This window comes from Labrenzia sp. C1B70 (genome assembly GCF_000475395.1).
In the GTDB taxonomy this organism is placed as follows: domain Bacteria; phylum Pseudomonadota; class Alphaproteobacteria; order Rhizobiales; family Stappiaceae; genus Roseibium; species Roseibium algicola.
This window is the reverse complement of the sequence record NZ_AXCE01000062.1, coordinates 494,896-515,019: the sequence shown is the minus strand read 5'-3', so window position 1 is coordinate 515,019 and position 20,124 is coordinate 494,896. Positions and strand designations below refer to the sequence as shown.

At 59.5% G+C, this 20,124-nt stretch carries 22 protein-coding genes, 1 tRNA gene and 1 riboswitch; of the genes, 11 read left to right on the top strand and 12 right to left on the bottom strand.

The window, feature by feature from the left end; genetic code table 11:
- Positions 1-69: 69 nt before the first annotated feature.
- On the bottom strand, positions 70-1,728 hold the full coding sequence (locus Q666_RS63265; protein ID WP_023001794.1) for a lysine--tRNA ligase: 1,659 nt from the start codon (positions 1,726-1,728) through the stop codon (positions 70-72).
- Positions 1,729-2,050: 322 nt separating this feature from the next.
- On the opposite strand from Q666_RS63265, the gene Q666_RS63260 reads away from it, so the two are divergent.
- From Q666_RS63260 to Q666_RS63250, 3 genes are all read left to right on the top strand, one after another.
- Complete coding sequence (locus Q666_RS63260; RefSeq protein ID WP_023001795.1) at positions 2,051-2,464, top strand: tellurite resistance TerB family protein; 414 nt, start codon at positions 2,051-2,053, stop codon at positions 2,462-2,464.
- A gap of 18 nt (positions 2,465-2,482) precedes the next feature.
- Positions 2,483-3,583 carry an alpha/beta fold hydrolase gene (locus tag Q666_RS63255; RefSeq protein WP_023001796.1) on the top strand — a complete coding sequence of 367 codons (1,101 nt, stop codon included), beginning with the start codon at positions 2,483-2,485 and terminating at the stop codon, positions 3,581-3,583.
- A gap of 109 nt (positions 3,584-3,692) precedes the next feature.
- On the top strand, positions 3,693-4,097 hold the full coding sequence (locus Q666_RS63250; protein WP_023001797.1) for a hypothetical protein: 405 nt from the start codon (positions 3,693-3,695) through the stop codon (positions 4,095-4,097).
- A 13-nt stretch (positions 4,098-4,110) separates the two neighbouring features.
- Here Q666_RS63250 and apaG read toward each other — a convergent pair whose 3' ends face one another.
- Positions 4,111-4,512: a Co2+/Mg2+ efflux protein ApaG gene (apaG, locus tag Q666_RS63245; RefSeq protein ID WP_023001798.1), complete on the bottom strand. Its 402-nt coding sequence runs from the start codon at positions 4,510-4,512 to the stop codon at positions 4,111-4,113.
- 210 nt (positions 4,513-4,722) lie between these two features.
- Between apaG and Q666_RS63240 the strand changes: the two genes are divergently transcribed.
- A complete protein-coding gene (locus tag Q666_RS63240) occupies positions 4,723-5,340 on the top strand; it encodes a CDP-alcohol phosphatidyltransferase family protein (protein WP_031269656.1) in 618 nt (205 codons plus the stop codon).
- On the opposite strand, the gene Q666_RS63235 is transcribed toward Q666_RS63240, so the two are convergent.
- The gene (locus tag Q666_RS63235) at positions 5,337-6,536 is read right to left on the bottom strand and encodes an O-succinylhomoserine sulfhydrylase (protein WP_031269657.1); all 1,200 of its coding nucleotides are present in this window, start codon (positions 6,534-6,536) and stop codon (positions 5,337-5,339) included. The genes Q666_RS63240 and Q666_RS63235 overlap by 4 nt on opposite strands.
- 45 nt (positions 6,537-6,581) lie before the next feature.
- Positions 6,582-6,661, bottom strand: a riboswitch (SAM riboswitch).
- A 138-nt stretch (positions 6,662-6,799) separates the two neighbouring features.
- Between Q666_RS63235 and Q666_RS63230 the strand changes: the two genes are divergently transcribed.
- Both Q666_RS63230 and Q666_RS63225 read left to right on the top strand, forming a co-directional pair.
- Entirely contained in the window at positions 6,800-7,936 is a 1,137-nt protein-coding gene (locus Q666_RS63230; protein WP_051990224.1) for a 2'-deoxycytidine 5'-triphosphate deaminase, read from the top strand.
- A gap of 6 nt (positions 7,937-7,942) precedes the next feature.
- Positions 7,943-8,491 (top strand): YigZ family protein, encoded by a 549-nt coding sequence (locus Q666_RS63225; RefSeq protein WP_023001802.1) that lies wholly within the window; start codon positions 7,943-7,945, stop codon positions 8,489-8,491.
- 231 nt (positions 8,492-8,722) lie between these two features.
- Here Q666_RS63225 and Q666_RS63220 read toward each other — a convergent pair whose 3' ends face one another.
- A complete protein-coding gene (locus Q666_RS63220; RefSeq protein WP_031269660.1) occupies positions 8,723-9,523 on the bottom strand; it encodes an ion transporter in 801 nt (266 codons plus the stop codon).
- Positions 9,524-9,692: 169 nt separating this feature from the next.
- On the opposite strand from Q666_RS63220, the gene Q666_RS63215 reads away from it, so the two are divergent.
- A tRNA-Gly gene (locus tag Q666_RS63215) sits at positions 9,693-9,766 on the top strand.
- Between the two features lie 40 nt (positions 9,767-9,806).
- On the opposite strand, the gene Q666_RS63210 is transcribed toward Q666_RS63215, so the two are convergent.
- Complete coding sequence (locus Q666_RS63210) at positions 9,807-10,013, bottom strand: DUF1127 domain-containing protein (protein WP_023001804.1); 207 nt, start codon at positions 10,011-10,013, stop codon at positions 9,807-9,809.
- Between the two features lie 123 nt (positions 10,014-10,136).
- Between Q666_RS63210 and Q666_RS63205 the strand changes: the two genes are divergently transcribed.
- Both Q666_RS63205 and Q666_RS63200 read left to right on the top strand, forming a co-directional pair.
- Complete coding sequence (locus Q666_RS63205) at positions 10,137-10,616, top strand: Lrp/AsnC family transcriptional regulator (protein ID WP_023001805.1); 480 nt, start codon at positions 10,137-10,139, stop codon at positions 10,614-10,616.
- A gap of 181 nt (positions 10,617-10,797) precedes the next feature.
- A complete protein-coding gene (locus Q666_RS63200; protein ID WP_208993948.1) occupies positions 10,798-11,664 on the top strand; it encodes a transporter substrate-binding domain-containing protein in 867 nt (288 codons plus the stop codon).
- Positions 11,665-11,695: 31 nt separating this feature from the next.
- Here the strand turns inward: Q666_RS63200 and Q666_RS63195 are convergent, their stop codons facing one another.
- Complete coding sequence (locus Q666_RS63195; protein WP_023001807.1) at positions 11,696-12,541, bottom strand: sterol desaturase family protein; 846 nt, start codon at positions 12,539-12,541, stop codon at positions 11,696-11,698.
- Positions 12,542-12,656: 115 nt separating this feature from the next.
- On the opposite strand from Q666_RS63195, the gene Q666_RS63190 reads away from it, so the two are divergent.
- Positions 12,657-13,304 (top strand): alpha/beta family hydrolase, encoded by a 648-nt coding sequence (locus Q666_RS63190; RefSeq protein WP_023001808.1) that lies wholly within the window; start codon positions 12,657-12,659, stop codon positions 13,302-13,304.
- Positions 13,305-13,421: 117 nt separating this feature from the next.
- On the opposite strand, the gene Q666_RS63185 is transcribed toward Q666_RS63190, so the two are convergent.
- The 3 genes from Q666_RS63185 to Q666_RS63175 are packed head-to-tail and all read right to left on the bottom strand — an operon-like array spanning position 13,422 to position 16,544.
- Positions 13,422-14,408, bottom strand: a complete 987-nt coding sequence (locus Q666_RS63185) for an Hsp33 family molecular chaperone (protein ID WP_023001809.1) — start codon at positions 14,406-14,408, stop codon at positions 13,422-13,424.
- A 10-nt stretch (positions 14,409-14,418) separates the two neighbouring features.
- Positions 14,419-15,348 carry an ornithine carbamoyltransferase gene (gene argF, locus Q666_RS63180; RefSeq protein ID WP_023001810.1) on the bottom strand — a complete coding sequence of 310 codons (930 nt, stop codon included), beginning with the start codon at positions 15,346-15,348 and terminating at the stop codon, positions 14,419-14,421.
- Positions 15,348-16,544 carry an aspartate aminotransferase family protein gene (locus tag Q666_RS63175; protein ID WP_023001811.1) on the bottom strand — a complete coding sequence of 399 codons (1,197 nt, stop codon included), beginning with the start codon at positions 16,542-16,544 and terminating at the stop codon, positions 15,348-15,350. The genes argF and Q666_RS63175 overlap by 1 nt, the downstream gene beginning before the upstream one ends.
- Before the next feature lie 441 nt (positions 16,545-16,985).
- Between Q666_RS63175 and Q666_RS63170 the strand changes: the two genes are divergently transcribed.
- Positions 16,986-17,522 carry a GcrA family cell cycle regulator gene (locus tag Q666_RS63170; RefSeq protein WP_023001812.1) on the top strand — a complete coding sequence of 179 codons (537 nt, stop codon included), beginning with the start codon at positions 16,986-16,988 and terminating at the stop codon, positions 17,520-17,522.
- A 326-nt stretch (positions 17,523-17,848) separates the two neighbouring features.
- Here the strand turns inward: Q666_RS63170 and phoB are convergent, their stop codons facing one another.
- The 3 genes from phoB to pstB all read right to left on the bottom strand — a co-directional run bounded on the left by phoB (position 17,849) and on the right by pstB (position 20,119).
- On the bottom strand, positions 17,849-18,550 hold the full coding sequence (phoB, locus tag Q666_RS63165; RefSeq protein ID WP_023001813.1) for a phosphate regulon transcriptional regulator PhoB: 702 nt from the start codon (positions 18,548-18,550) through the stop codon (positions 17,849-17,851).
- An 80-nt stretch (positions 18,551-18,630) separates the two neighbouring features.
- Complete coding sequence (phoU, locus tag Q666_RS63160) at positions 18,631-19,326, bottom strand: phosphate signaling complex protein PhoU (protein ID WP_023001814.1); 696 nt, start codon at positions 19,324-19,326, stop codon at positions 18,631-18,633.
- A gap of 31 nt (positions 19,327-19,357) precedes the next feature.
- A complete protein-coding gene (gene pstB, locus Q666_RS63155; RefSeq protein ID WP_228148061.1) occupies positions 19,358-20,119 on the bottom strand; it encodes a phosphate ABC transporter ATP-binding protein PstB in 762 nt (253 codons plus the stop codon).
- Between the last annotated feature and the right edge of the window lie 5 nt (positions 20,120-20,124).

Genomic DNA, 20,124 nt, shown 5'->3' with positions numbered 1-20,124 from the left:
CTGCCGGAGAGCACAGCTAAAAACAAAAAAAGCGGCGCTGGTGCGCCGCTTTTTCCTGAAGTCTGATAATCAGGCTGTCAGTTCGCCAGCCAGTGCCTTGCGGATCATCTCACGCGTTTCGGCAATGCCGTAAAGAGCAACGAAAGACCCGAAGCGCGGTCCCTTTTCCTGTCCGAGCAGAAGCTGGTAAAGCGCAGAGAACCAGACGACGGACACGCCAGGCCCACCATCGGGACCCTTTTTGGACGGGTCCTGATAACGCTCGATGGACCGGGCGACGTCCAGCACCGCATCCTGGATGGCACTGCCATCCGCATCGGCCGGCAGGGCGGCCAGCGTTTCGTCCAGTTTTTCCAGCGCAGTGCGCTCGACATCGTCCGGCACCTTGAACGACTTGGTCGGTTTGACGAAATCGTCGAAGTAGCGGATCGCATAGCCGACAAGCGCATCCAGTTCCGGATGGGTCGACGCCGTCACGCCCGGAGCGTAGCGGGAGATGAATGCCCACAGCACGTCCTTGTTTTCCGCGTTGGAGGCGGACACAAGGTTCAGCAGCATGGCGAAGGGCACCGGCATGTCGATCTTCGGAATGTTGCCCGAATGGATGTGCCAGACCGGGTTCTGAAGCTTCTGCTCTACCGGCATCTGCTCGTACTTCTGGACGAAAGTGTAATATTCGTCGACCGCCTTCGGAATAACGTCGAAATAGAGCTTCTTGGCCGTCTTCGGCTTCTGGAAATTGTAGAGCGCAAGGCTCTCCGGTGCAGCGTAGGTCAACCACTCGTCAATGGTCAGACCGTTGCCCTTGGACTTGGAGATCTTCTCGCCCTTTTCGTCCAGGAACAGTTCGTAGACGAAGTGTTCCGGAGCGGTCCCGCCCAGGATGTTGCAGATCTTGTCGTAGATCGGCGCATTGGTCATATGATCCTTGCCGAACATCTCGAAATCGACGTCAAGCGCAGCCCAGCGCATGCCGAAGTCGGGCTTCCACTGCAGCTTCACCTTGCCGCCGGTGACCGGCAGAGTGATGTCCTCGCCCGTCTCGTCCGCAAAGGTGATGGTGCCGTCCTTCGAATTGACGTCTTTCATGGGCACATAGAGCACGCGGCCGGACGTCGGCGAGATCGGCAGGAAGGGCGAATAGGTCGCCTGACGTTCCGCGCCGAGCGTCGGCAGCATCACGTCCATGATCTTCTGGTACTTCTCGGTCGCCCGGATCAGCACGTCATCGAACTTGCCGGCCTTGTAGTATTCGGTCGCGCTGGCGAATTCATAATCGAAGCCGAAGGTATCCAGGAACCGGCGCAGCATGGCGTTGTTGTGCTCGGCAAAGCTTTCATAGTCGCCGCCGAAGGGGTTCGGCACCGCCGTCAGAGGCATCTGCAGATATGGCTCAAGCGCTGCGCGGTCCGGCACGTTTTCCGGGATCTTGCGCATGCCGTCCATGTCGTCGGAGAAGCACAGCAACCGCGTCGGGATCTTGTCTTCGGTCAGCAGCCGAAACGCCGTGCGCACCATGGTAGTCCGCAGGACTTCGCCGAAGGTGCCGATGTGCGGCAGGCCGGACGGGCCATAGCCGGTTTCAAACAGAACCGGTTTGTCCGTTCCCCGTTTCTCGATCCGTTTGACCAGTTTTCGCGCTTCTTCGAACGGCCACGCTTTCGATTTCGTGGCCGCCTCGACAAACTCTTGCGAAAGGTCAAGCGGAGGCAGGGATTGATCGGTCATTTTTCAAGTCGTTCTGTTCATGAGAATGGATGGAATGCAACCCGGTCGGTTTTTTGACTTTTCGGCTGGTTGCTGCGGCGCGACACTAGATCAACGCGCCTCTATGTGCAATCACATGAACACAGCTAAGTTGACCGAAATCTCGGGCTTTGCGAACTCTTTCCGCCTGCGGACATATCGCGCCGGAAAAAAGCGGATAACTCCGGTCAATCGATTGTCTCGTAGCGGTGACTTGAAGCTTGTCTTCCAACCCGTTACATCGGGCGCACGATCAAGAAGAAATTTTCCGTCTTTTGGCGCTACGGGAGAATGAATAGTGTCTATGAACGAGCCGATCAGCGTACAGGAAGCCCTTATCTACGTGATGGTTATCGTCTCGGCGTCGGACAACCAGATGACCGACAACGAACTGGCCACCATCGGCGACATGATCAAGATGCTGCCCGTTTTCAATGGCTATGACGGCAACCGGATCATCCCGGCAGCCCAGCGCTGCGGCGACATCCTGCAGGAAGACAACGGCTTGCAGCTGGTGCTGGAGCTGGTTGGCGACGTCCTGCCGGCAAAGCTTTACGACACCGCATATGCGCTTGGGGTTGAAGTCGCGGCTGCCGATCTCCACGTCGAGAAGGAAGAATTGCGCATCCTTCAGCTTCTGCGCGACCGCTTCAAACTCGACAAACTCACCGTTGCCGCAATCGAGCGCGGTGCGATTGCCCGTCACCGGACCATCTGATCCTCTCGGAGCAGGTATTTGAAAGCAACGAAGGCCCTCGCCTGGGCCGGGGCGGTATCGATAGCCGTCCTGGCAGGTGTTTTCCTGATCTTCCAGGGCCTTCAGGATTTCGATCTTTCTGAATACGAAAGCCGGCCGATTGCCTTTTCCTTCGACGGACATTCCGTCGCCGGAACGTTGCATCTGCCCCACCTGCAAGATCCTGGGCACGCAAACCCGCCTCTGGTCCTGATCGTTCACGGGGACGGGCCAGCGGACCGCTATTCCGGCGGTGGGTACATGCCTCTCATCAGCCGTCTTCTGGACAGCGGTCTTGCCGTCTATTCCTGGGACAAGCCTGGCGTCGGCGAAAGCCAGGGCAACTGGCTTTCCTTTTCCATGGATGAGCGAGCCCGCCTCGCGGCAACGGCCCTTGCGGCCGCCAAAGAACAGCCCGAATTGAAGACGTCTCCAGCCGGATTTCTCGGCTTTTCGCAGGCGGGGTGGGTTTTGCCCATTCTGGCGGAAGAGCCAGCACAGGGCGATTTCTTCGTGATTGTCGGCGGAGCTGTCAACTGGTTGCGGCAGGCTGGTTATTATACCCGGCGCAGGCTGGAGCTTGCAGGTGCAGACAGCAAGGCGATCGACAAGGCCTTGGCGCAGGACGCAAAAGACGGACAAAAGTTTCTAGAACGGGATTTTTCCTATCAGGACTATCTCGACAGCGGCATGGACAGGGTTCCGATGCCGGAAGATCGCTTCACCTTCGCGCACCAGAATGCGGCCTCCGACTCCACCGCCTCCCTTGCCCGTATCTCTTCGCCCGTTCTGACACTGCACGGAGCAGAGGACCTCAACGTGGATCCTCATCTCAATATCGGCATCTATCGAAAGATGCTGACGGACAACAATCCCGCCAACCGCTTCGTGATCGTCCCGGAAGCAACCCATGCGCTGTTGCGGGCGGAAGCCTTCAACTACCAGCTCGAGGGGCAAATTCCTTCCTGGTCGAAGGCCTTGTTCATGGTCCTGGGACGCCGTGCCTACGCACCGGGCGCACTGGACACCATAACAATCTGGATCAAGGAACAGGCCTCAACAGCAAACAGCCTTTCAACTTCACCAGATCGATCAAATTGAACCCTTTTTGTTTTCGGTCCTTCAATCCGCCGCACCTTATCACCGGTGCGGGGACAGCACGCTTGTGGGCTGCCGGGACCTGTGGGTCCTTCAGTGCGGAGACGGGGACATGAGCAATCAGGCAATCGGAGAGCGGACAAGTGTGCGCTATCCACTGAGGCGGCGCCGCCAGAGGCTGCGCGTACAGCGCCCCATGCCTTATGCTGTCCGGTACGTGCAGGTTCGCACCGCTCCAAAGCAGGCGAACTGGGGCACGCGAATGATGATTGCCTTTGCAGGCTTCGTCTGCGGACTTGCAGCTGACGCGCTGGTGATGTTTGCCGAAGACCATTTCCATCTGGCAAAGAACCGGGATCCGGATCTTTTCGCATGGGTGCTCGGCACCGGCTTTGCCGGCCATATCCTCTATCTGATCTTCGGAATACTAGCGGTCACGTTGCTGACGGCCTTCAACCGCCGCAAGTGGATCTTGTGGCTGCTGATCGGCTTTGTCGGCGGACTGCTGAGTATCTGATCGGCTGATAGCCTCAATTCAGGCTGTGGATCGCATCCGGCAGATCGAGTGAAAACGCCGGAATGACGACGTCGAACATGGAGCCGTCCGGACGTTCCATCGAGTAGGACCCGGCCATGATGCCGCTGTCGGTCGAAAGCGGGCAGTGCGACGAATACTCATAGGTCTCGCCGGGCTCTATCACCGGCTGTTCGCCGACCACGCCCTCGCCGCTGACTTCTTCCTGGCGCCCTCTGGCATCGGTTATCTGCCAGTAACGCGTCTTCAGCTGCACCGGTTCGCTGCCACCGTTGTGGATCTCGACCATATACGCCCAGATATACTCGCTCTCTTCCGGACGCGATTCATCGTCCAGATAAAACGGCTCGACGGAGACTTCGATCCCTTGGGTGATGGCGGTGTAACTGCCAGACACGGCTTTTCCTTAATTTCAGAACTGCGAACCTTGAAATAGACCGGTCCGAAGCGACTTCCACGGGTAGTGCCCGCTCGTTCAGGAGGGGCTTATAGGGCGAATGACGCAAGCGTGAAAGAGGGTTGTGACATATGAGGCCGGAATTGCTTGAGATTTGAGGCCGGATTTTGCAAGAACACCATCTGTCAGACCCAAAACAGTGATCTCTTCATGTTCGATGCCCACCTGCGCCCGCTGATCGATCCGCCGTTGAACCGGCTGGGCCTGATCCTTGCCGGCACGGGGCTTACTGCCAACAGCGTGACGCTGGCAGGCTTTGCTGCCGGTATGGGAGCAGCCATCGCTATCGCAACGGGTCATACCCTGATCGGCTTGTTCCTGATCGCGGTCAACCGATTTGCAGACGGTCTCGATGGCGCATTGGCCCGGGCAACGGCCAAGACGGATCTTGGCGGCTACCTCGACATCACACTGGATTTCTTCTTCTACAGCGCAATCCCTCTGGCCTTTGCCATACAGGACCCGGCCAGCAACGCTTTGCCGGCAGTGGCACTTCTTGCCAGCTTCTACGCCAACGGCTCGGCCTTTCTGGCCTTTGCCATCATGGCGGAGAAGAACAAGCTGACCACCGACGCTCAGGGCTCCAAATCGCTCTATTACATAGGCGGGCTGGCCGAAGGTACCGAGACCATCGCGCTATTCCTGCTGATGGCCCTGGTCCCCGCCTGGTTTCCTGCGCTTGCCTACGGTTTTGCCGCGATATGCGTCGTGTCCGCCGGCGCCCGGGTGCTCATTGGCGTGAAGGCGCTGCGGCAGACAGGCCGTTAGATCGCCTGGAGCGCCTTCTCGATATCTTCCAGCAGATCCTGCGGATCCTCCAGACCGATTGAAAGCCGCAGGATACCATCGGTGATACCGAGTTCCGCGCGCGCTTCCTCGCCAATCGACTGGTGCGTGGTCGTCGCCGGATGGGTGATCAGGCTCTTGGCGTCGCCCAGGTTGTTGGAGATCTTGACGATTTCCAGCGCGTTTGTGAAACGGAACGCGGCTTCCTTGCCGCCCTCGATTTCCATCGCCAGCATGGTGGATCCGCCGCTCATCTGGCGTTTGGCGACATCGGCCTGCGGGTGGTCGTCCCGGCCCGGATAGATCAGCCGCGCGACCTTGGACTGGCTTGCCAGATAGTCGGCAATCCTGCCCGCCGTTTCCGTCTGGCGCGCAACGCGCAGCGGCAGCGTTTCCAGGCCCTTTAACAGGACCCAGGCACTGAACGGGCTCATGTGCGGACCGGTATGCTTGATGAAGGGCATGACCTCGTCGTTGATCCATTCCTCGTCCGACAGGATCACACCGCCGAGGCACCGGCCCTGGCCATCGATGTGCTTGGTGGCCGAATAGACGACCACATCGGCACCGAGCTGAAACGGCGACTGATACAGCGGGGTCGCAAACACGTTGTCGACGATCAGACGGGCACCGGCTTCCTTGGCGATCTGTGCCACGGCCTCGATGTCGATGACTTCCAGCGTCGGGTTGGTCGGGCTTTCCAGGAACAGGGCCTTGGTGTTCGACCGGACAGCCGCCTTCCACTGCTCGATGTCCGTTCCGTCTACCAGCGTGCTTTCAACGCCGAAGCGCGGCAACAGTGTTTCGCAAATATAGCGGCAGGAGCCGAACAGGGCCTTGGCGGCAATCACGTGATCGCCTGCCCTTACCGCTGCCATCAGCGCCAGATTGACGGCCGCCATGCCGCTGGCGGTTGCCCGCGCGGCCTCGGCCCCTTCCAGTGCCTTGATACGGTCCTCGAACATGGTGACGGTCGGGTTGGCATAGCGCGAATAGACATAACCCGGGTCCTCGCCATTGAACCTGGCCTCGGCAGCTTCGGCACCGCTGTAGGTGAAGCCCTGGGTCAGGTAGATGGTCTCCGAGGTCTCACCAAACGGTGACCGCATGGTGCCGCCATGAACCAGAGTGGTTGCAGGGCGCCAGTTTTTGATTCCGGTCTTGGTGGTCTCAGTCATGTCTTTCATTCGCTCCAAACGCAAAAAACCCCAGCCTCAAGACCGGGGTTCTCACCTCCGGCCTTTTTAGCAACTTGTTTAACGTGGCTGCAAGCCGGCCGGCCCAAATCACCACGAAGTGAGCCTGTCCTACGGGAAAAGCAGGCACAGGTCAATTGTCTTGCGCACGATCCTCTCAAAAGCCCCGTTCTGCCAGAATGCCTGTTGGCGCGGGCGGCCCGATCCTTTAATGACCATAGACCAGCATAATGCGGAACATCTTCATGAACGTCACAGCGGGTCAGGTCTTGAACGGAAGCGCACTTCTCACAGCAAACGGCATTTTGCCGGAACGGGTAATCCAGGCCATGTTCGCCGCCGGAGAGATTTCAGCGGACGCGCCGCCTGTCACCGGTCAGATACAGCCTGCCAGCCTCGACCTGCGTCTGGGCAAGGAAGCCTACCGGGTGCGTGCCAGCTTCCTGCCGGGCCCCGACATCCAGGTCGCGGCTCGGCTTGAGCAGATGAAACTGCACACGGTCGACCTGAGCGAAGGTGCCGTCCTTGAAACAGGCTGCGTCTATATCGTGCCGCTGCAGGAAAGCCTCGCCCTGGCTCCCGATATTTCGGCAACTGCCAACCCGAAAAGCTCGACCGGCCGCCTGGATGTCTTCACCCGCGTCATCACAGACAACGGCCTTGCCTTCGACACCATTCCGGCCGGCTACACCGGTCCGCTTTATGCCGAAATCTCGCCGCTGACCTTTCCGATCCTCGTGCGGTCCGGGTCCCGCCTCAGCCAGATCCGCTTCCGGCGCGGTCAATCGCTCATTCCCGATGCGGAACTGGAAGAGGTGCACAAGGCCCACACATTGATGAGCGGCGGCAACGAGCGCATCGGCAACGGTGTGCAGCTCTCCATCGATCTGGAAGGGACCGGACCCAACAGCCTGATCGGATATCGCGCCAAGCAACACTCTGGACTGATCGATGTGGATGTCGTCGGCGCGCAGGACGTTCTGGATTTCTGGGAACCTATCTATCGCCGCCAGCGGGCGGAACTTATCCTCGATCCGGATGCATTCTATATTCTGGTCAGCCAGGAAGCAGTGCATGTGCCGCCGGACTATGCGGCCGAAATGGTGCCGTTCGATCCGCTCGTCGGCGAATTCCGCGTCCATTATGCAGGCTTCTTCGATCCCGGTTTTGGCCACGCCAGTGCCGGTGGTGTCGGCTCACGCGCGGTTCTTGAAGTCCGCTCACATGATGTCCCGTTCATCGTGGAACACGGCCAGACCATCGGGCGTCTGGTCTATGAACACATGGCGGAGCGCCCGGCGACACTCTACGGTGAAGGCATCGGCTCCAACTATCAGGGCCAGGCACTCAAGCTGTCCAAGCACTTCAAGGCACCCGCCTGACCGCCGATGGCCCTGAAAACCGTCACCCGTGAGTTTGAAGGATTTCTGGAAGACCGGAAGTCCCGCTTTCTGGCGCATCTGGTGCCGGTGGACATGTTCGACCAGCGGATGGAAGAGCTGCGCAAGGAGCACAAGAAGGCCAATCACATCGTCACGGCGCACCGGAGACTTCTGGAAGACGACCGGATTGAGGAGAGCGGCAAGGACGACGGTGAACCGGCTGGCACCTCCGGCATGCCGACATTGCGCGTGCTGCAAGGCGCCGAACTGATCAACTGCGCTGTTCTGATCGTGCGTTATTTCGGCGGTACGAAACTCGGCGGTGGGGGCCTCGCCCGGGCCTATTCCGGCGCAGCGCAGGATGCGATCAACAACGCCGACCTGGTACCGTTTCAAAAGATACTGTCGAAAACAGTTCGCGCCGATTTTGCGTCCGGATCGGAACTGGAACGGCGGATCGAGACCCTCGGCCTGACTGTCATGGCGCGCGACTACACCGAAGACGGAGTGACGCTGACCGTCGAAGGGCCGGAAGAGGTTCTGGCTGAACTTTAGAGAGCGTCGACGTCCCGTCACTCCTTCCAAGCACTAGGGCCGGCCCCTCCCCCAGTCGTCATTGCCGGACTTGATCCGGCAATCCATACCTGGATCTCGGTCACAAAGAGACAATTGGGTCAGGAGACGGAGCGTCCTGGTTCCCACGGTTCAGTCAAGGGACGACGCATCAGATCGTGGATAGCTCTTGGTTTATCCGCTGACGCCACTGTTTCAGTCCACCAGGCCGCCTTACGTCCGCGTCTTGCCAGCTTCCGCCTTCAGCTCTTTCAGTTCTGCTCGAAGCGCCCTGACCTCTTCCAGGATCAGCCCTGTGTCGTCATGAATGGCCTGACGGTTGGCGTCGGCTTCAGCCTCGTGTTCCTCCTGCATGGCGGAGACGATGATACCGATAAAGAGGTTCAGCACCGTGAAGGCCGTGCACAGGATGAAGGGGACAAAGAACAGCCAGGAATAGGGATAGACATCCATGACCGGACGCACGATGCCCATGGACCAGCTTTCCAGGGTCATGACCTGGAACAGCGTGTAGAGCGATGCGCCGAGGTTGCCGAACCATTCCGGAAAGGCTTCGCCATAGAGCTTGGTCGCCATGACGGCGAAGACGTAAAAGACCAGCGCCATCAACACGACGATGGAGCCCATGCCCGGCAGGGCGGCCACCAACCCGCCGATAACACGGCGCAGGGACGGTACGACGGAAATGAGACGCAGAGCCCTCAGGATTCGCAGCGACCGCAGAACGGACAGATTGCCTGTTGCCGGCATCAGCGAGATTGCAACGATGCTGAAGTCGAAGAGGCTCCAGGGGTCCTTGAAGAACTTCAGGCCATGAGCATAGAGCCGCAAAGCCAGTTCAACGACGAAAATGCCCAGGATCACCTGATCGACCAGCCTGAGGAAACTGCCTACCTCTGCCATGACAGCAGGACTGGTCTCCAGACCGAGCGTCACCGCATTCAAAACGATAACGCCAATGATGCAGACTTCCCAGTTGCGTGAGGTGACCAGCGCCCTGACCTGATTTCGCATATATATGACCCGGTTTGATGTCTTTTCGTGCGTACCGCACTGCCCGGGCCGGAACATGGCGATTTCAGCGTCGCAGCGCAAGATCGCAGCGCTTTGGAAAAGCATCTACCCATCAGACAAGCGTGCTTGACAGGTCGGGCAAGTCGGCGCAGAAAGCTCATCAGGTTCGGCGGGTGTAGCTCAATGGTAGAGCAGAAGCTTCCCAAGCTTAAGACGGGGGTTCGATTCCCCTCACGCGCTCCAAACAACCAATCCAATTCCCGAATTTCCCAGTGGCTTTTCTTCAGCGCAGCGTTTCGCCGACCTGTGGGGTTTTCCGGACATCTGCGCGGCTGAGGCCAACATCCTTCAAGAGATAGTCGGGCAGATCCGCCAGGTGGGCCATGTCGCGCCGACGGCGCAGGCACTTCAGCGCGAAATGCAAGACGGCAGCACCGAGACCGGCTCTACGGACGCGCGCCAGGTGCAGAGGTACAAGGTGATCGGTCATCTGTTTTGCTCCTTTCCGACGGGACAGGAGCAAGTTTAGAAAAAGCCTCTACGGACAGTGCGCAAAATTCTCAAAATTGAGCGATAAATTCGCAATAATTCGGATTTTGAGATAAACTACCGCATGACTACGCCGAACTGGACCTCCCCCATCATGGATCTGGACGATTTCGATCATCAGCTGCTGCATCTCCTCAGTCTCGATGCCCGGCAAACCGGCAAGGAACTTTCCGAGAAGGTTGGCCTGTCTTCTGCCGCCTGCCTGCGCAGGGTGCAACGCCTGAGAGAAGTCGGGGCGATCGAGCGGGAAGTGGCCATCGTGTCACCGGAGGCAACTGGCGCCTCCGTTACCTTGCTCGTGATGCTGATGCTGTCGCGTGGACAACCGGAGCGTATGGCGAAGTTGCGGCAGAAGTTGCTGAAGCTTCGGGAAGTGAAAAAGATCTACCACGTCACGGGGCCGGCCGATCTGGTACTCACCGTGCAGTGTTCTTCCATGGAAGCGTATGCAACTTTCACCGAAGCGCATTTCTATGAAGATGACATCAAGGGCTTCGATACGATCGTCGTCCTGCGCTCCTACGATCCGGAACCGGAGACCTGACCGCATTCCGCGGAATTCAGGCGACGCTGTGCCTGTCAGAGGTCACGCGTTTGTTTTCAGGAATGCCTCGTGCCATCTTCGACGGAGCGGGCTGACAAGCGCTGCCGGTTCGCGATATTCTGTCTGTACGATTCCCGGCGCGTATTGCCGACCATGACCTGATATGGAACGAGGCGTCCGCGTGCCAGCTTCACTGCCACTTCTCAAGACGATCTGCCGCGTTGCAGCCGGGCTGCTGACGCTTGGCACTTTGGCGCTCGGCGTCCTGTCGGTTTCAGCCCAGGAGGCTTCGGTCCGCGTTCCCAATTTCTGGGATCCGAAAGCCGTCCACGACCGGCCAAATGCCATTCCGGACAAGATCCAGTTTCTGGCAACCGACGGATATCCGCCCTTCGTATTCCGTGACCAGCATGGCCGTCTTACCGGCTTCAATGTCGATCTCGCGCGGGCTCTCTGCCAGGAGCTTGGAAGTTCCTGCGCCCTGCGCATCAAGGACTTCGAGGTTCTTCTACCTGCATTGGACGAAGAAGAAGGCGACGCGATTATCTCCGGCCTGTCGCGCAGCCTCCCCTCCACGCGCCGCCTCAACTTCACCGAGGACTATCTGAAGCTGCCGGCGCGGTTTGTGGTTCGGGCGTACAACGCGTCCGATTTCAACGAGCAGGCGCTCACCGGCAAGCGGATAACCGTTGAAGCCGGGTCCCGCTACGAGGCGTTTGCCAAGCGCTTCTTTCCTGATGCCGAGATCATCAGTCTGGAAACCGCAGAGGCGACACGTGAGGCAGTCAAGGGCGGTTCGGCCGATGCTCTGTTCGGCGACGGCCTGAACCTGTCCTTCTGGCTGCCGAGCGAAGCTGCAGATGGCTGCTGTGCCTTTGCCGGCGGCCCGTGGCTGGAGCCGGGCTATTTTGATGAAGGCATGGCCATTGCGACCCGCCAGGACGATCCGGAACGGGCTGCGGCCCTCACATATGCCTTGCGCCAGCTTCACCAGAAGGGCATCTACCGCGAGCTTTACCTGCGCTATTTTCCCATGAGCTTCTTCTGACCTTTCCCACCATTCCTGACAAAGAACCAGGTCATCTTTTGCCTTTCGCGTCCTCGACACGCGCCTCCTTCCGGCGGTCCGGATTTTTCAGGAACGGGATCGCCAGGCTGAAGGGAAACGAATGCGCACGCGGCGTGAGCGCGGCACCGAGCCCGATTTCCATCGTCTCCTGTCCTTGCTCGGGATCTTCCACGTAGGTTCCGAACAGACGGTCCCAGACCGAAAGATAGAACCCGTAGTTGGAATCCGTCTCGTGCGGTAGCACCGAGTGATGAATGCGGTGCATGTCCGGAGTGACGATCAGAAACCGCAAGGGGCGGTCCAGCCAAAGCGGCAAGCGGACATTGGCGTGGCTGAAAACCGCAGAGCCGTTGAGAACGATCTCGAAGATCAGCACGGCTTCAACAGGACCGCCGAGGGCGATGATGACCAGCCCCTTCCAGAGGAAGGACAGCAGAATTTCGATCGGGTGGAACCTGAGCGCGGTTGTTGCGTCCACCTCACTATCTGCGTGGTGCATGCGGTGAATGCGCCAGAACAGAGGAACCTTGTGTGAGACCAGGTGCTGAAACCACACCGCAAGATCGAGCACGACGAAGGTGATCAGACCGGCCACAACACCCGACCAGCCGAGCAATGCAAAGAGGCCCCAACCCTTTTCCTGTGCCAGCATTGCAAGGCCGACGCCGCCGATGGGGAAGATCAGCCGCACCAGAAGGGCATCGAGCAGAACAATGCCCCAGTTGGTCGGCCAGCGCTTCAAACGGCTGCTCTTCAGGCGCCGCCGTGGCAAGCCCGCCTCCAACAGCGCCATTATCAGAAAGATGCCGCCGAAACAGGCCATGCGAACCTGGTTGATGTCGATCTGGTCAAACATGGGGTCTTTTGAAACGTCCTGACTAATGCTGCTTGCCACGGTCCCGATGGCACGATAGGGCGATACGACAATACTCCTGATATCATTCCTTGCCGCTGCGACAGATCACATCATCATGACCGACTTTCTCTGGAACCGCCCCGAAACGCCACCTGTGGCAACACTGCTGCTGGCCCATGGCGCTGGCGCAGCCATGGACTCAACCTTCATGAACAAGCTTGCGGCAGCCCTCGCGAGCCAAGGCATTGCAGCCGCACGTTTTGAATTTGCCTATATGGCCGGTCGCCGGACGGGAGGCCCGAAAAAGCCGCCGCCCCGGGCCGACAAGCTGATTGCCGAGTTCCAGACCGCCCTGCAATCTGTCCTCAGCCAGAGCGACGGCCCTCTGCTGATCGGCGGCAAATCGATGGGTGGTAGGGTCGCCGCGATGCTGGCAGGCGGCGGCTCGCTGCCCGGGCGTGCCAAGGGCGTTGCCTGTTTCGGCTACCCTTTCCACCCGACCGGCAAGGCCGATGCCGAGTGGCGGCTCCAGCCGCTGCAGGACGCCAAACGGCCGGTTCTGGTTCTCCAGGGCGACCGGGATCCGTTCGGCTCGAAGGCGGAACTCGATGAAGTCACCTTGCCAGCTCATGTCAGCCTTACTTATCTGGAAGACGGCAACCACGACTTCGGACCGCGCGGCAAGTCGCCGGCGACACTCGACGGCAACATCAAGCTGGCAGCCGAAGCAGTCAGGGCATTCGTGGATCGGCTCACGAGTTAGGGCCCACTACGTACCCGGACAAGCGCAGCGCAAGTCCAGGGCTTACGCGCAAGGCAGCAAGGAAAAAAGCCCGGACCGTTTCCGATCCGGGCTTTTTGAATTTCACGACAGTCCGGCTTACTGGCCAGGCTTGCCGTCGAATTCGTAGCTGGTGCTGCAGAACTCGCAGGTGACGATGATCTTGCCGTCGACAGTCATGTGGTCGACATCGTCGTCACTGAACCCGGCGAGAACATTCTCGATCTTCTCGCGAGAGCAGCTGCACTTGTCGACCAGCGGCTGCGGCTCGAAAAGGCGGACGCCGCGTTCGTGAAACAGCCGGAAGAGCAGCATTTCCACGCTGACTTCCGGATCAGTCAGTTCGACATCCTTGACCGTCTCGACCAGTACCTTGGCTTCCACCCAGGCATCGTCCTCGTCAATCTCGTGCGGGCTCGTGCCTTCCGGGGCATTGCCCGGATCAATGTCAGCCTGGCGCATGCGTTCCGGCGCTTCCGGCAGGAATTGGATCAGGATCCCGCCGGCGGTCCAGGTTTTCACGTGCCCCTCGCCTTCCTGGCGGGTGAACAGTTCACCGACACCAAGACGAACTTCTGTCGGGATCTGCTCGGATCGCTCGAAGTACCGGCGTGCGACTTCTTCCAGCGAGACACCATCCAGCTCCACCAGTCCCTGGTAGCGCTGCATGTGCATTCCCTGGTCGATGGTCATCGCCAGATGTCCGTGCCCGAGAAGGGCCTCCTGCGTTGCCTTGCCATCAGCCATCAGCGCTGCGACTTCTGCAGCATCGAAGGTTGCGCAGGCGCGGATTGCGTCGGGTGACTTGAAGTCGACGACCAGCATGGACACCGGCCCCTTCGTCTGCGTCTGCAGTGTGAAGCGACCGTCGAATTTCAGCGACGTGCCCAGAAGGCTGGTCAGAACGATCGCTTCCGCCAGCAGGCGCGAGACCGGTTCCGGATAGGCATGCCGGTCCAGAATTTTTTCCAGGACAGGACCAAGCGCGACCGCACGGCCGCGCACATCGAGCCCTTCCACGGCAAAGGGCCGGACAGCGTCCAGCCCTGCAGGCGTAATGCCCAGTTCATCAAGATTAAGTGCCACTTGGCTTGCCTTATGCTGCGCCGAAGCACCAGGCCAGAATGCCCTTTTGGGCATGGAGCCGGTTTTCGGCTTCGTCAAACACAACGGAGTTGGGACCGTCCATGACGTCCGAGGTGACTTCCTCACCCCGGTGGGCCGGCAGGCAATGCATGAACAGGGCGTCCTGGTTTGCCTCAGCCATCAGGCGTTTGTTGACCTGATAGGCGCTGAGGAGGTTGTGACGCGATTCCGCATCGTCATCACCCATGGACACCCAGCAGTCGGTCACGACACAGTCGGTCCCCTTGACTGCCTCATATGGGTCCGTCGTGACCTGAATGGAACCACCCTTGGCACGAGCAGTTTCAATCAGGTCCATCGGCGGCGCCAGTTCGCCCGGCGTCGCGATGCGCAATTCGAAATCGAAGCGCGGCGCGGCATGAATCCAGGAAGCCAGCACGTTGTTGCTGTCACCGGTCCAGGCAACGCTCTTGCCCTTGATCGAACCGCGATGCTCTTCAAAGGTCAACAGATCCGCCATGATCTGACAGGGATGCGAGAGCTTGGTCAGGCCGTTGATCACCGGCACTGTCGCATTTTCTGCAAGTTCACGCAGGTCGTTGTGATCGAGGATGCGGATCATGATCGCGTCGACGAAGCGCGACAGAACCTGCGCCGTATCGGCGATTGTCTCTCCGCGGCCGAGCTGCATTTCCGCACCGGTCAGCATCAAGGTCTCGCCGCCAAGCTCGCGCATGCCGACATCGAAGGAAATGCGCGTACGGGTCGACGGTTGTTCGAAGATCATCGCCAGCACCTTGCCGGCCAGAGGCCCCTGGCCGCGATGCACGCCGTTACGGCTCGACTTGATCTTCCGGCTGGTGTCCAGAATGGCGCGCAGTTCGTCGCCTTCGAAGTCCGTCAGATCCAGAAAGTTCCGGTAGGTTCCGTTTGCGGTCATCAGGCCGCTCCTTCCGCCAATTTCGCTTCCATGGCGACAGCAGCCTGTTCCAGGCGCTCGACAGCAATGGAAATTTCCTCTTCGCTCATGGTCAGCGGCGGCATGATGCGCACCACGTTATCGCCGGCAGGAACTGCCAGCAGACCGGCTTCACGGGCTGCAAGCACATAATCTGCCACCGGCACCACGCATTTCAGACCGAGCATCAGACCGTTGCCGCGCACTTCGGCCAGAACGTCCGGATGGCCGTCCACCAGTGCGGCCAGCTTCTGCTTGAAGCTGAGCCCCTTCTGACGGACACCTTCCAGGAACCCGTCTTCCAGAACGACGTCCAGAACGGCATTGCCGACTGCCATGGCCAGCGGATTGCCGCCAAAGGTGGTGCCGTGGGTCCCGGGGGACAGCGCCGCCGCCGTTTCTGCCGTTGCAAGACATGCGCCCATCGGGAACCCGCCGCCGATACCCTTGGCGATTGCCATCAGGTCCGGTTCCACGCCCGCCCACTGGTGAGCGAACAACTTGCCGGTCCGTCCGACACCGGTCTGGATCTCGTCGAAGATCAGCAGAATGCCGTTGTCATCACAGATCTTGCGCAGCGCACGCAGGAAATCGGCCGGAATTTCGCGGATACCGCCCTCGCCCTGCACGGGCTCGATCGCGATCGCGGCCGTTTGCGGACCGATGGCATCTTTCAGCGCATCCAGGTCTCCTGCCGGCACCTGGTCAAAACCGGGAGCCTTCGGGCCAAAGCCCTCAAGATATTTCGCCTGGCCGCCAGCCGCGATGGTCGCGATGGTCCGGCCATGGAAAGCGCCTTCAAAGGTCACGATGTGGAACCGCTCGGGGTTGCCGTTGTCATAATGATAACGGCGCGCGCATTTGATGGCAGCTTCCATCGCTTCCGCGCCGGAATTCACGAACAGCACCTTGTCGGCAAAGGTTTCCGCGCACAGGCGCTGCGCCAGCCGTTCGCCATCCGGGATCTGGTGCAGGTTGGAGGTATGCCACAGCTTGGCTGCCTGATCCTGCAACGCCTTGACCAGATGCGGATGGGCATGACCGAGTGCGTTGACCGCGATGCCGGAACCGCAATCGAGGAATCGTCGGCCATCGGTGGTAACCAGCCAGACGCCTTCCCCATGATCGAAAGACAGGTTCGATCTTGCGTAATTTCCGAATAGTGCAGTCGCGGACATAACCTCGTTTGTCTCCTTTAAACGCCCCTGCTGTCCCCTGCGTCGCCCCGACGCCGGGCCGTCACCTTGAAAAGATGCCGAAGGGCCAAAACGCGACGTGCCGCCCCGATGAGGCGGCACGCAGCGGCTTTCTTATACACTGCCGGTACCATGCACTGTCAATGGAAATGGCGCACAAGACATTTCATGTGCCGCGGAGGGCGGATTTCATAAAATTCTCAATGACCTCGCCATAATTGGGGAAAAGTCGTTTCATCCCCAACTGGTTTGGGTCGAGTGGTTGCCTGACAAATTAACGTTATTGTAACCTCTCAGCAATCAGACACGAGATCTCGTGAGGCAAATCACCAAGAGGCACTAGATCTGCCAGCATTAAGCGTGCTTGCGCATGCTTAACACGGGGTTAATGGCCGCAGGACGGTCAAACTAAAGGGTGCGGCAATGAGTTGGACAAACGAACGAGTTGAGCTTCTCAAAAAGCTTTGGGGCGACGGCTTGAGCGCAAGCCAGATCGCAGGCGAACTGGGTGGTGTTACCCGTAACGCCGTGATCGGCAAGGTGCACCGCCTTGGCCTGTCCGGCCGCGCCAAGTCCACCTCTTCAAGCGCTAAGCCACGCCGGCCGCGCACCGCAGCTCCTGCAACCGGTGCAGCGCCGAAGAAACCGACGACGTCACATCCGCAGTCGATCGGCGCAACGGCCCTGAAAGCAGACATCTCGCCGGCTCCAGTGGTGGCTGCCAAGCCACGCGTAGAGCCGATTGCAGAACTTGTTCCGATCTCGCAGCGGGCTACCATCCTGACGCTGACCGAGCGGACCTGCAAATGGCCGATTGGCGACCCGGCGACCGACGACTTCTACTTCTGCGGCCGCCAGTCCGATGCCGGCGTCCCCTACTGCGCTCATCACTGCAAGATCGCGTATCAGCCGGTCGCCGACCGCCGCCGCGATCGCAAGACGATGGCTCAGGCAGGCTGATAGCCTCGCACCTAACCAATTCATGACAAAGCCCGCCGATTTGGCGGGCTTTTTTTGTTTGGGCCTTCCTTTGACCAGATGCCCGACCCCGAACAGTGACCTCCCATGGCTTGTTCTCGGCACCGCTCCATGCCGTTTCCGTTCCATCAAAACAAACCTTGTTTGACCGCTCCGCCACGACAGGGACCGCAGGATCAGCCCCGACACCGACACAACTGATGGGGTGGTCGCAGAAGAGAACCTTGCTCCGCGAAAGGCACATAACCGCTGAGAAACAAAAAGCCCGCTTGAAAGCGGGCTCCTTAATTCCATTCTGCAAGTTGCCCTCAGGCAGTGGCAGAGGTGAACTGGTCATTGAAGGCATATCCGGCACCACGGACGGTACGGATAGGATCCTTTGCCTTGCCCTTGTTCAGAGCCTTGCGCAAGCGACCGACGTGAACATCGACAGTGCGTTCATCCACGTAGACATCGTGACCCCAGACCCCATCCAGCAGTTGTTCGCGGGAGAAGACACGGCCAGGCGATGTCATCAGGAATTCCAGCAGGCGGAATTCCGTCGGCCCCAAGTGTATTTCCTTGGTGTTGCGACGAACACGGTGCGTTTCGCGATCCAGTTCGATGTCGCCGGACCGCAACATGCTGGACACCACTTCCGGGCTTGCCCGGCGCAGGATGGCGCGCACGCGGGCCATCAATTCCGGTACCGAGAAGGGCTTGACCACGTAGTCGTCGGCACCGGTCGACAGGCCGCGGATGCGCTCTGCTTCCTCACCGCGTGCCGTCAGCATGATGACCGGCAGGCGCTCGGTATCCTCGCGCGCCCGCAGGCGGCGGCACAGTTCAATTCCGGACAGGCCCGGCAGCATCCAGTCGAGCAGCAACAGATCCGGCAGGCTTTCCCGCAGGCGGATTTCCGCCTCGTCACCCCGGACACAGGACTCGACCGAGTACCCTTCCGCTTCCAAATTGTATCTCAATAGAAGGCTGAGCGGTTCTTCGTCTTCAACGATGAGCACCTTCGGCATACATCTCGCTCCAATTACCGCAACCGGCGCCGAAGCGCCGGCCGTTAAGATCTTCTGCAAATCCGACGATTACCGGCGGGTCAGACCGCGCCTGTTTCGTCGACCTTTGCCCGGTCTTCCGGCAAACGCTCGCCAGTGACCATGTAGTAGACGTTCTCGGCGATGTTCGTCGCGTGATCGCCGATGCGCTCGATGTTCTTTGCGCAGAACAAGAGATGGACGCACTGTGTAATGACCCGCGGGTCTTCCATCATGTAGGTCAGGAGTTCGCGAAAGATCGACGTGTAGATCGCGTCGACCTCGGCGTCGGCTTCCTGAACCCGGCGGGCGGCTTCCGCATCCTTGCGGGCGTAGGCATCCAACACCTGCTTGAGCTGCGAAAGAGCGAGTTCCGTCATGTGCTCCACACCGATCGCGAGCTTCTTGGATTGCAAGTCGCTGTCGATGGCGATGACGCGCTTGGCAACGTTCTTGGCAAGATCGCCAACACGCTCCAGGTCATTGGCAATGCGCGTTGCGGCGGTGATTTCACGCAGGTCCTGCCCCATCGGCTGGCGGCGGACGATCAGCTCGATCAGCTTCACTTCAAGTTCGTTGTAAAGGCTGTCCAGACGGACATCGCCCTTGATCGTCGCCTTGGCAAGCTCCAGATCCTGCGACACCAGCGCGGACACCGCATCGGCGAAAGCCTTTTCGGCAATACCACCCATTTCGGCAACCTTGCCGGCCATGGCCGTCAGTTCGTCATCGTAAGCCGAGACTGTATGTTCAGACATCCTGTGTCCCCTTCAGAAACCTAAAAAATGCTTAGCCGAAGCGGCCCGTAATATAGTCCTGCGTACGCTTGTCCTTCGGATTGGTAAAGATGTCCTCCGTCAGACCTTCCTCCACCAGAACACCCAGGTGGAAGAACGCGGTACGCTGAGACACACGGGCAGCCTGCTGCATCGAGTGGGTCACGATCACGATGGTGAAGTTTTCCCGCAGTTCGTCGATCAGCTCTTCCACCTTCGCGGTCGCGATGGGGTCAAGCGCCGAGCACGGTTCGTCCATCAGGATCACTTCCGGGCTGACGGCAATGGCACGGGCAATGCACAGACGCTGCTGCTGACCGCCCGACATGCCGGTGCCCGGCTCGTCCAGACGGTTCTTGACTTCTTCCCAAAGCCCGGCCTTCTGCAGGCTGGAGGCAACGATTTCATCAAGCTCGGACTTGTTGCGGGCCAGACCATGGATTCGCGGACCGTACGCAATGTTGTCGTAGATCGACTTGGGAAACGGGTTCGGCTTCTGGAAAACCATGCCGACCTTGGCGCGCAGCTGTACGGGATCGACCTTGGGATCGTAGATGTCCTCACCGTCGATCTTGATCGACCCTTCCACACGGCAGATGTCGATGGTGTCGTTCATGCGGTTGATCGTCCGCAGGAACGTCGACTTGCCACACCCGGACGGACCGATGAAGGCAGTCACGGACCGCGGCTGAATCTCGATGTCCACGTCCTTGATGGCGTGGGTATCGCCATAATAGACCTGCACCTTGTTCGCGGAAATTTTGCTGTCGGTCATGGTTT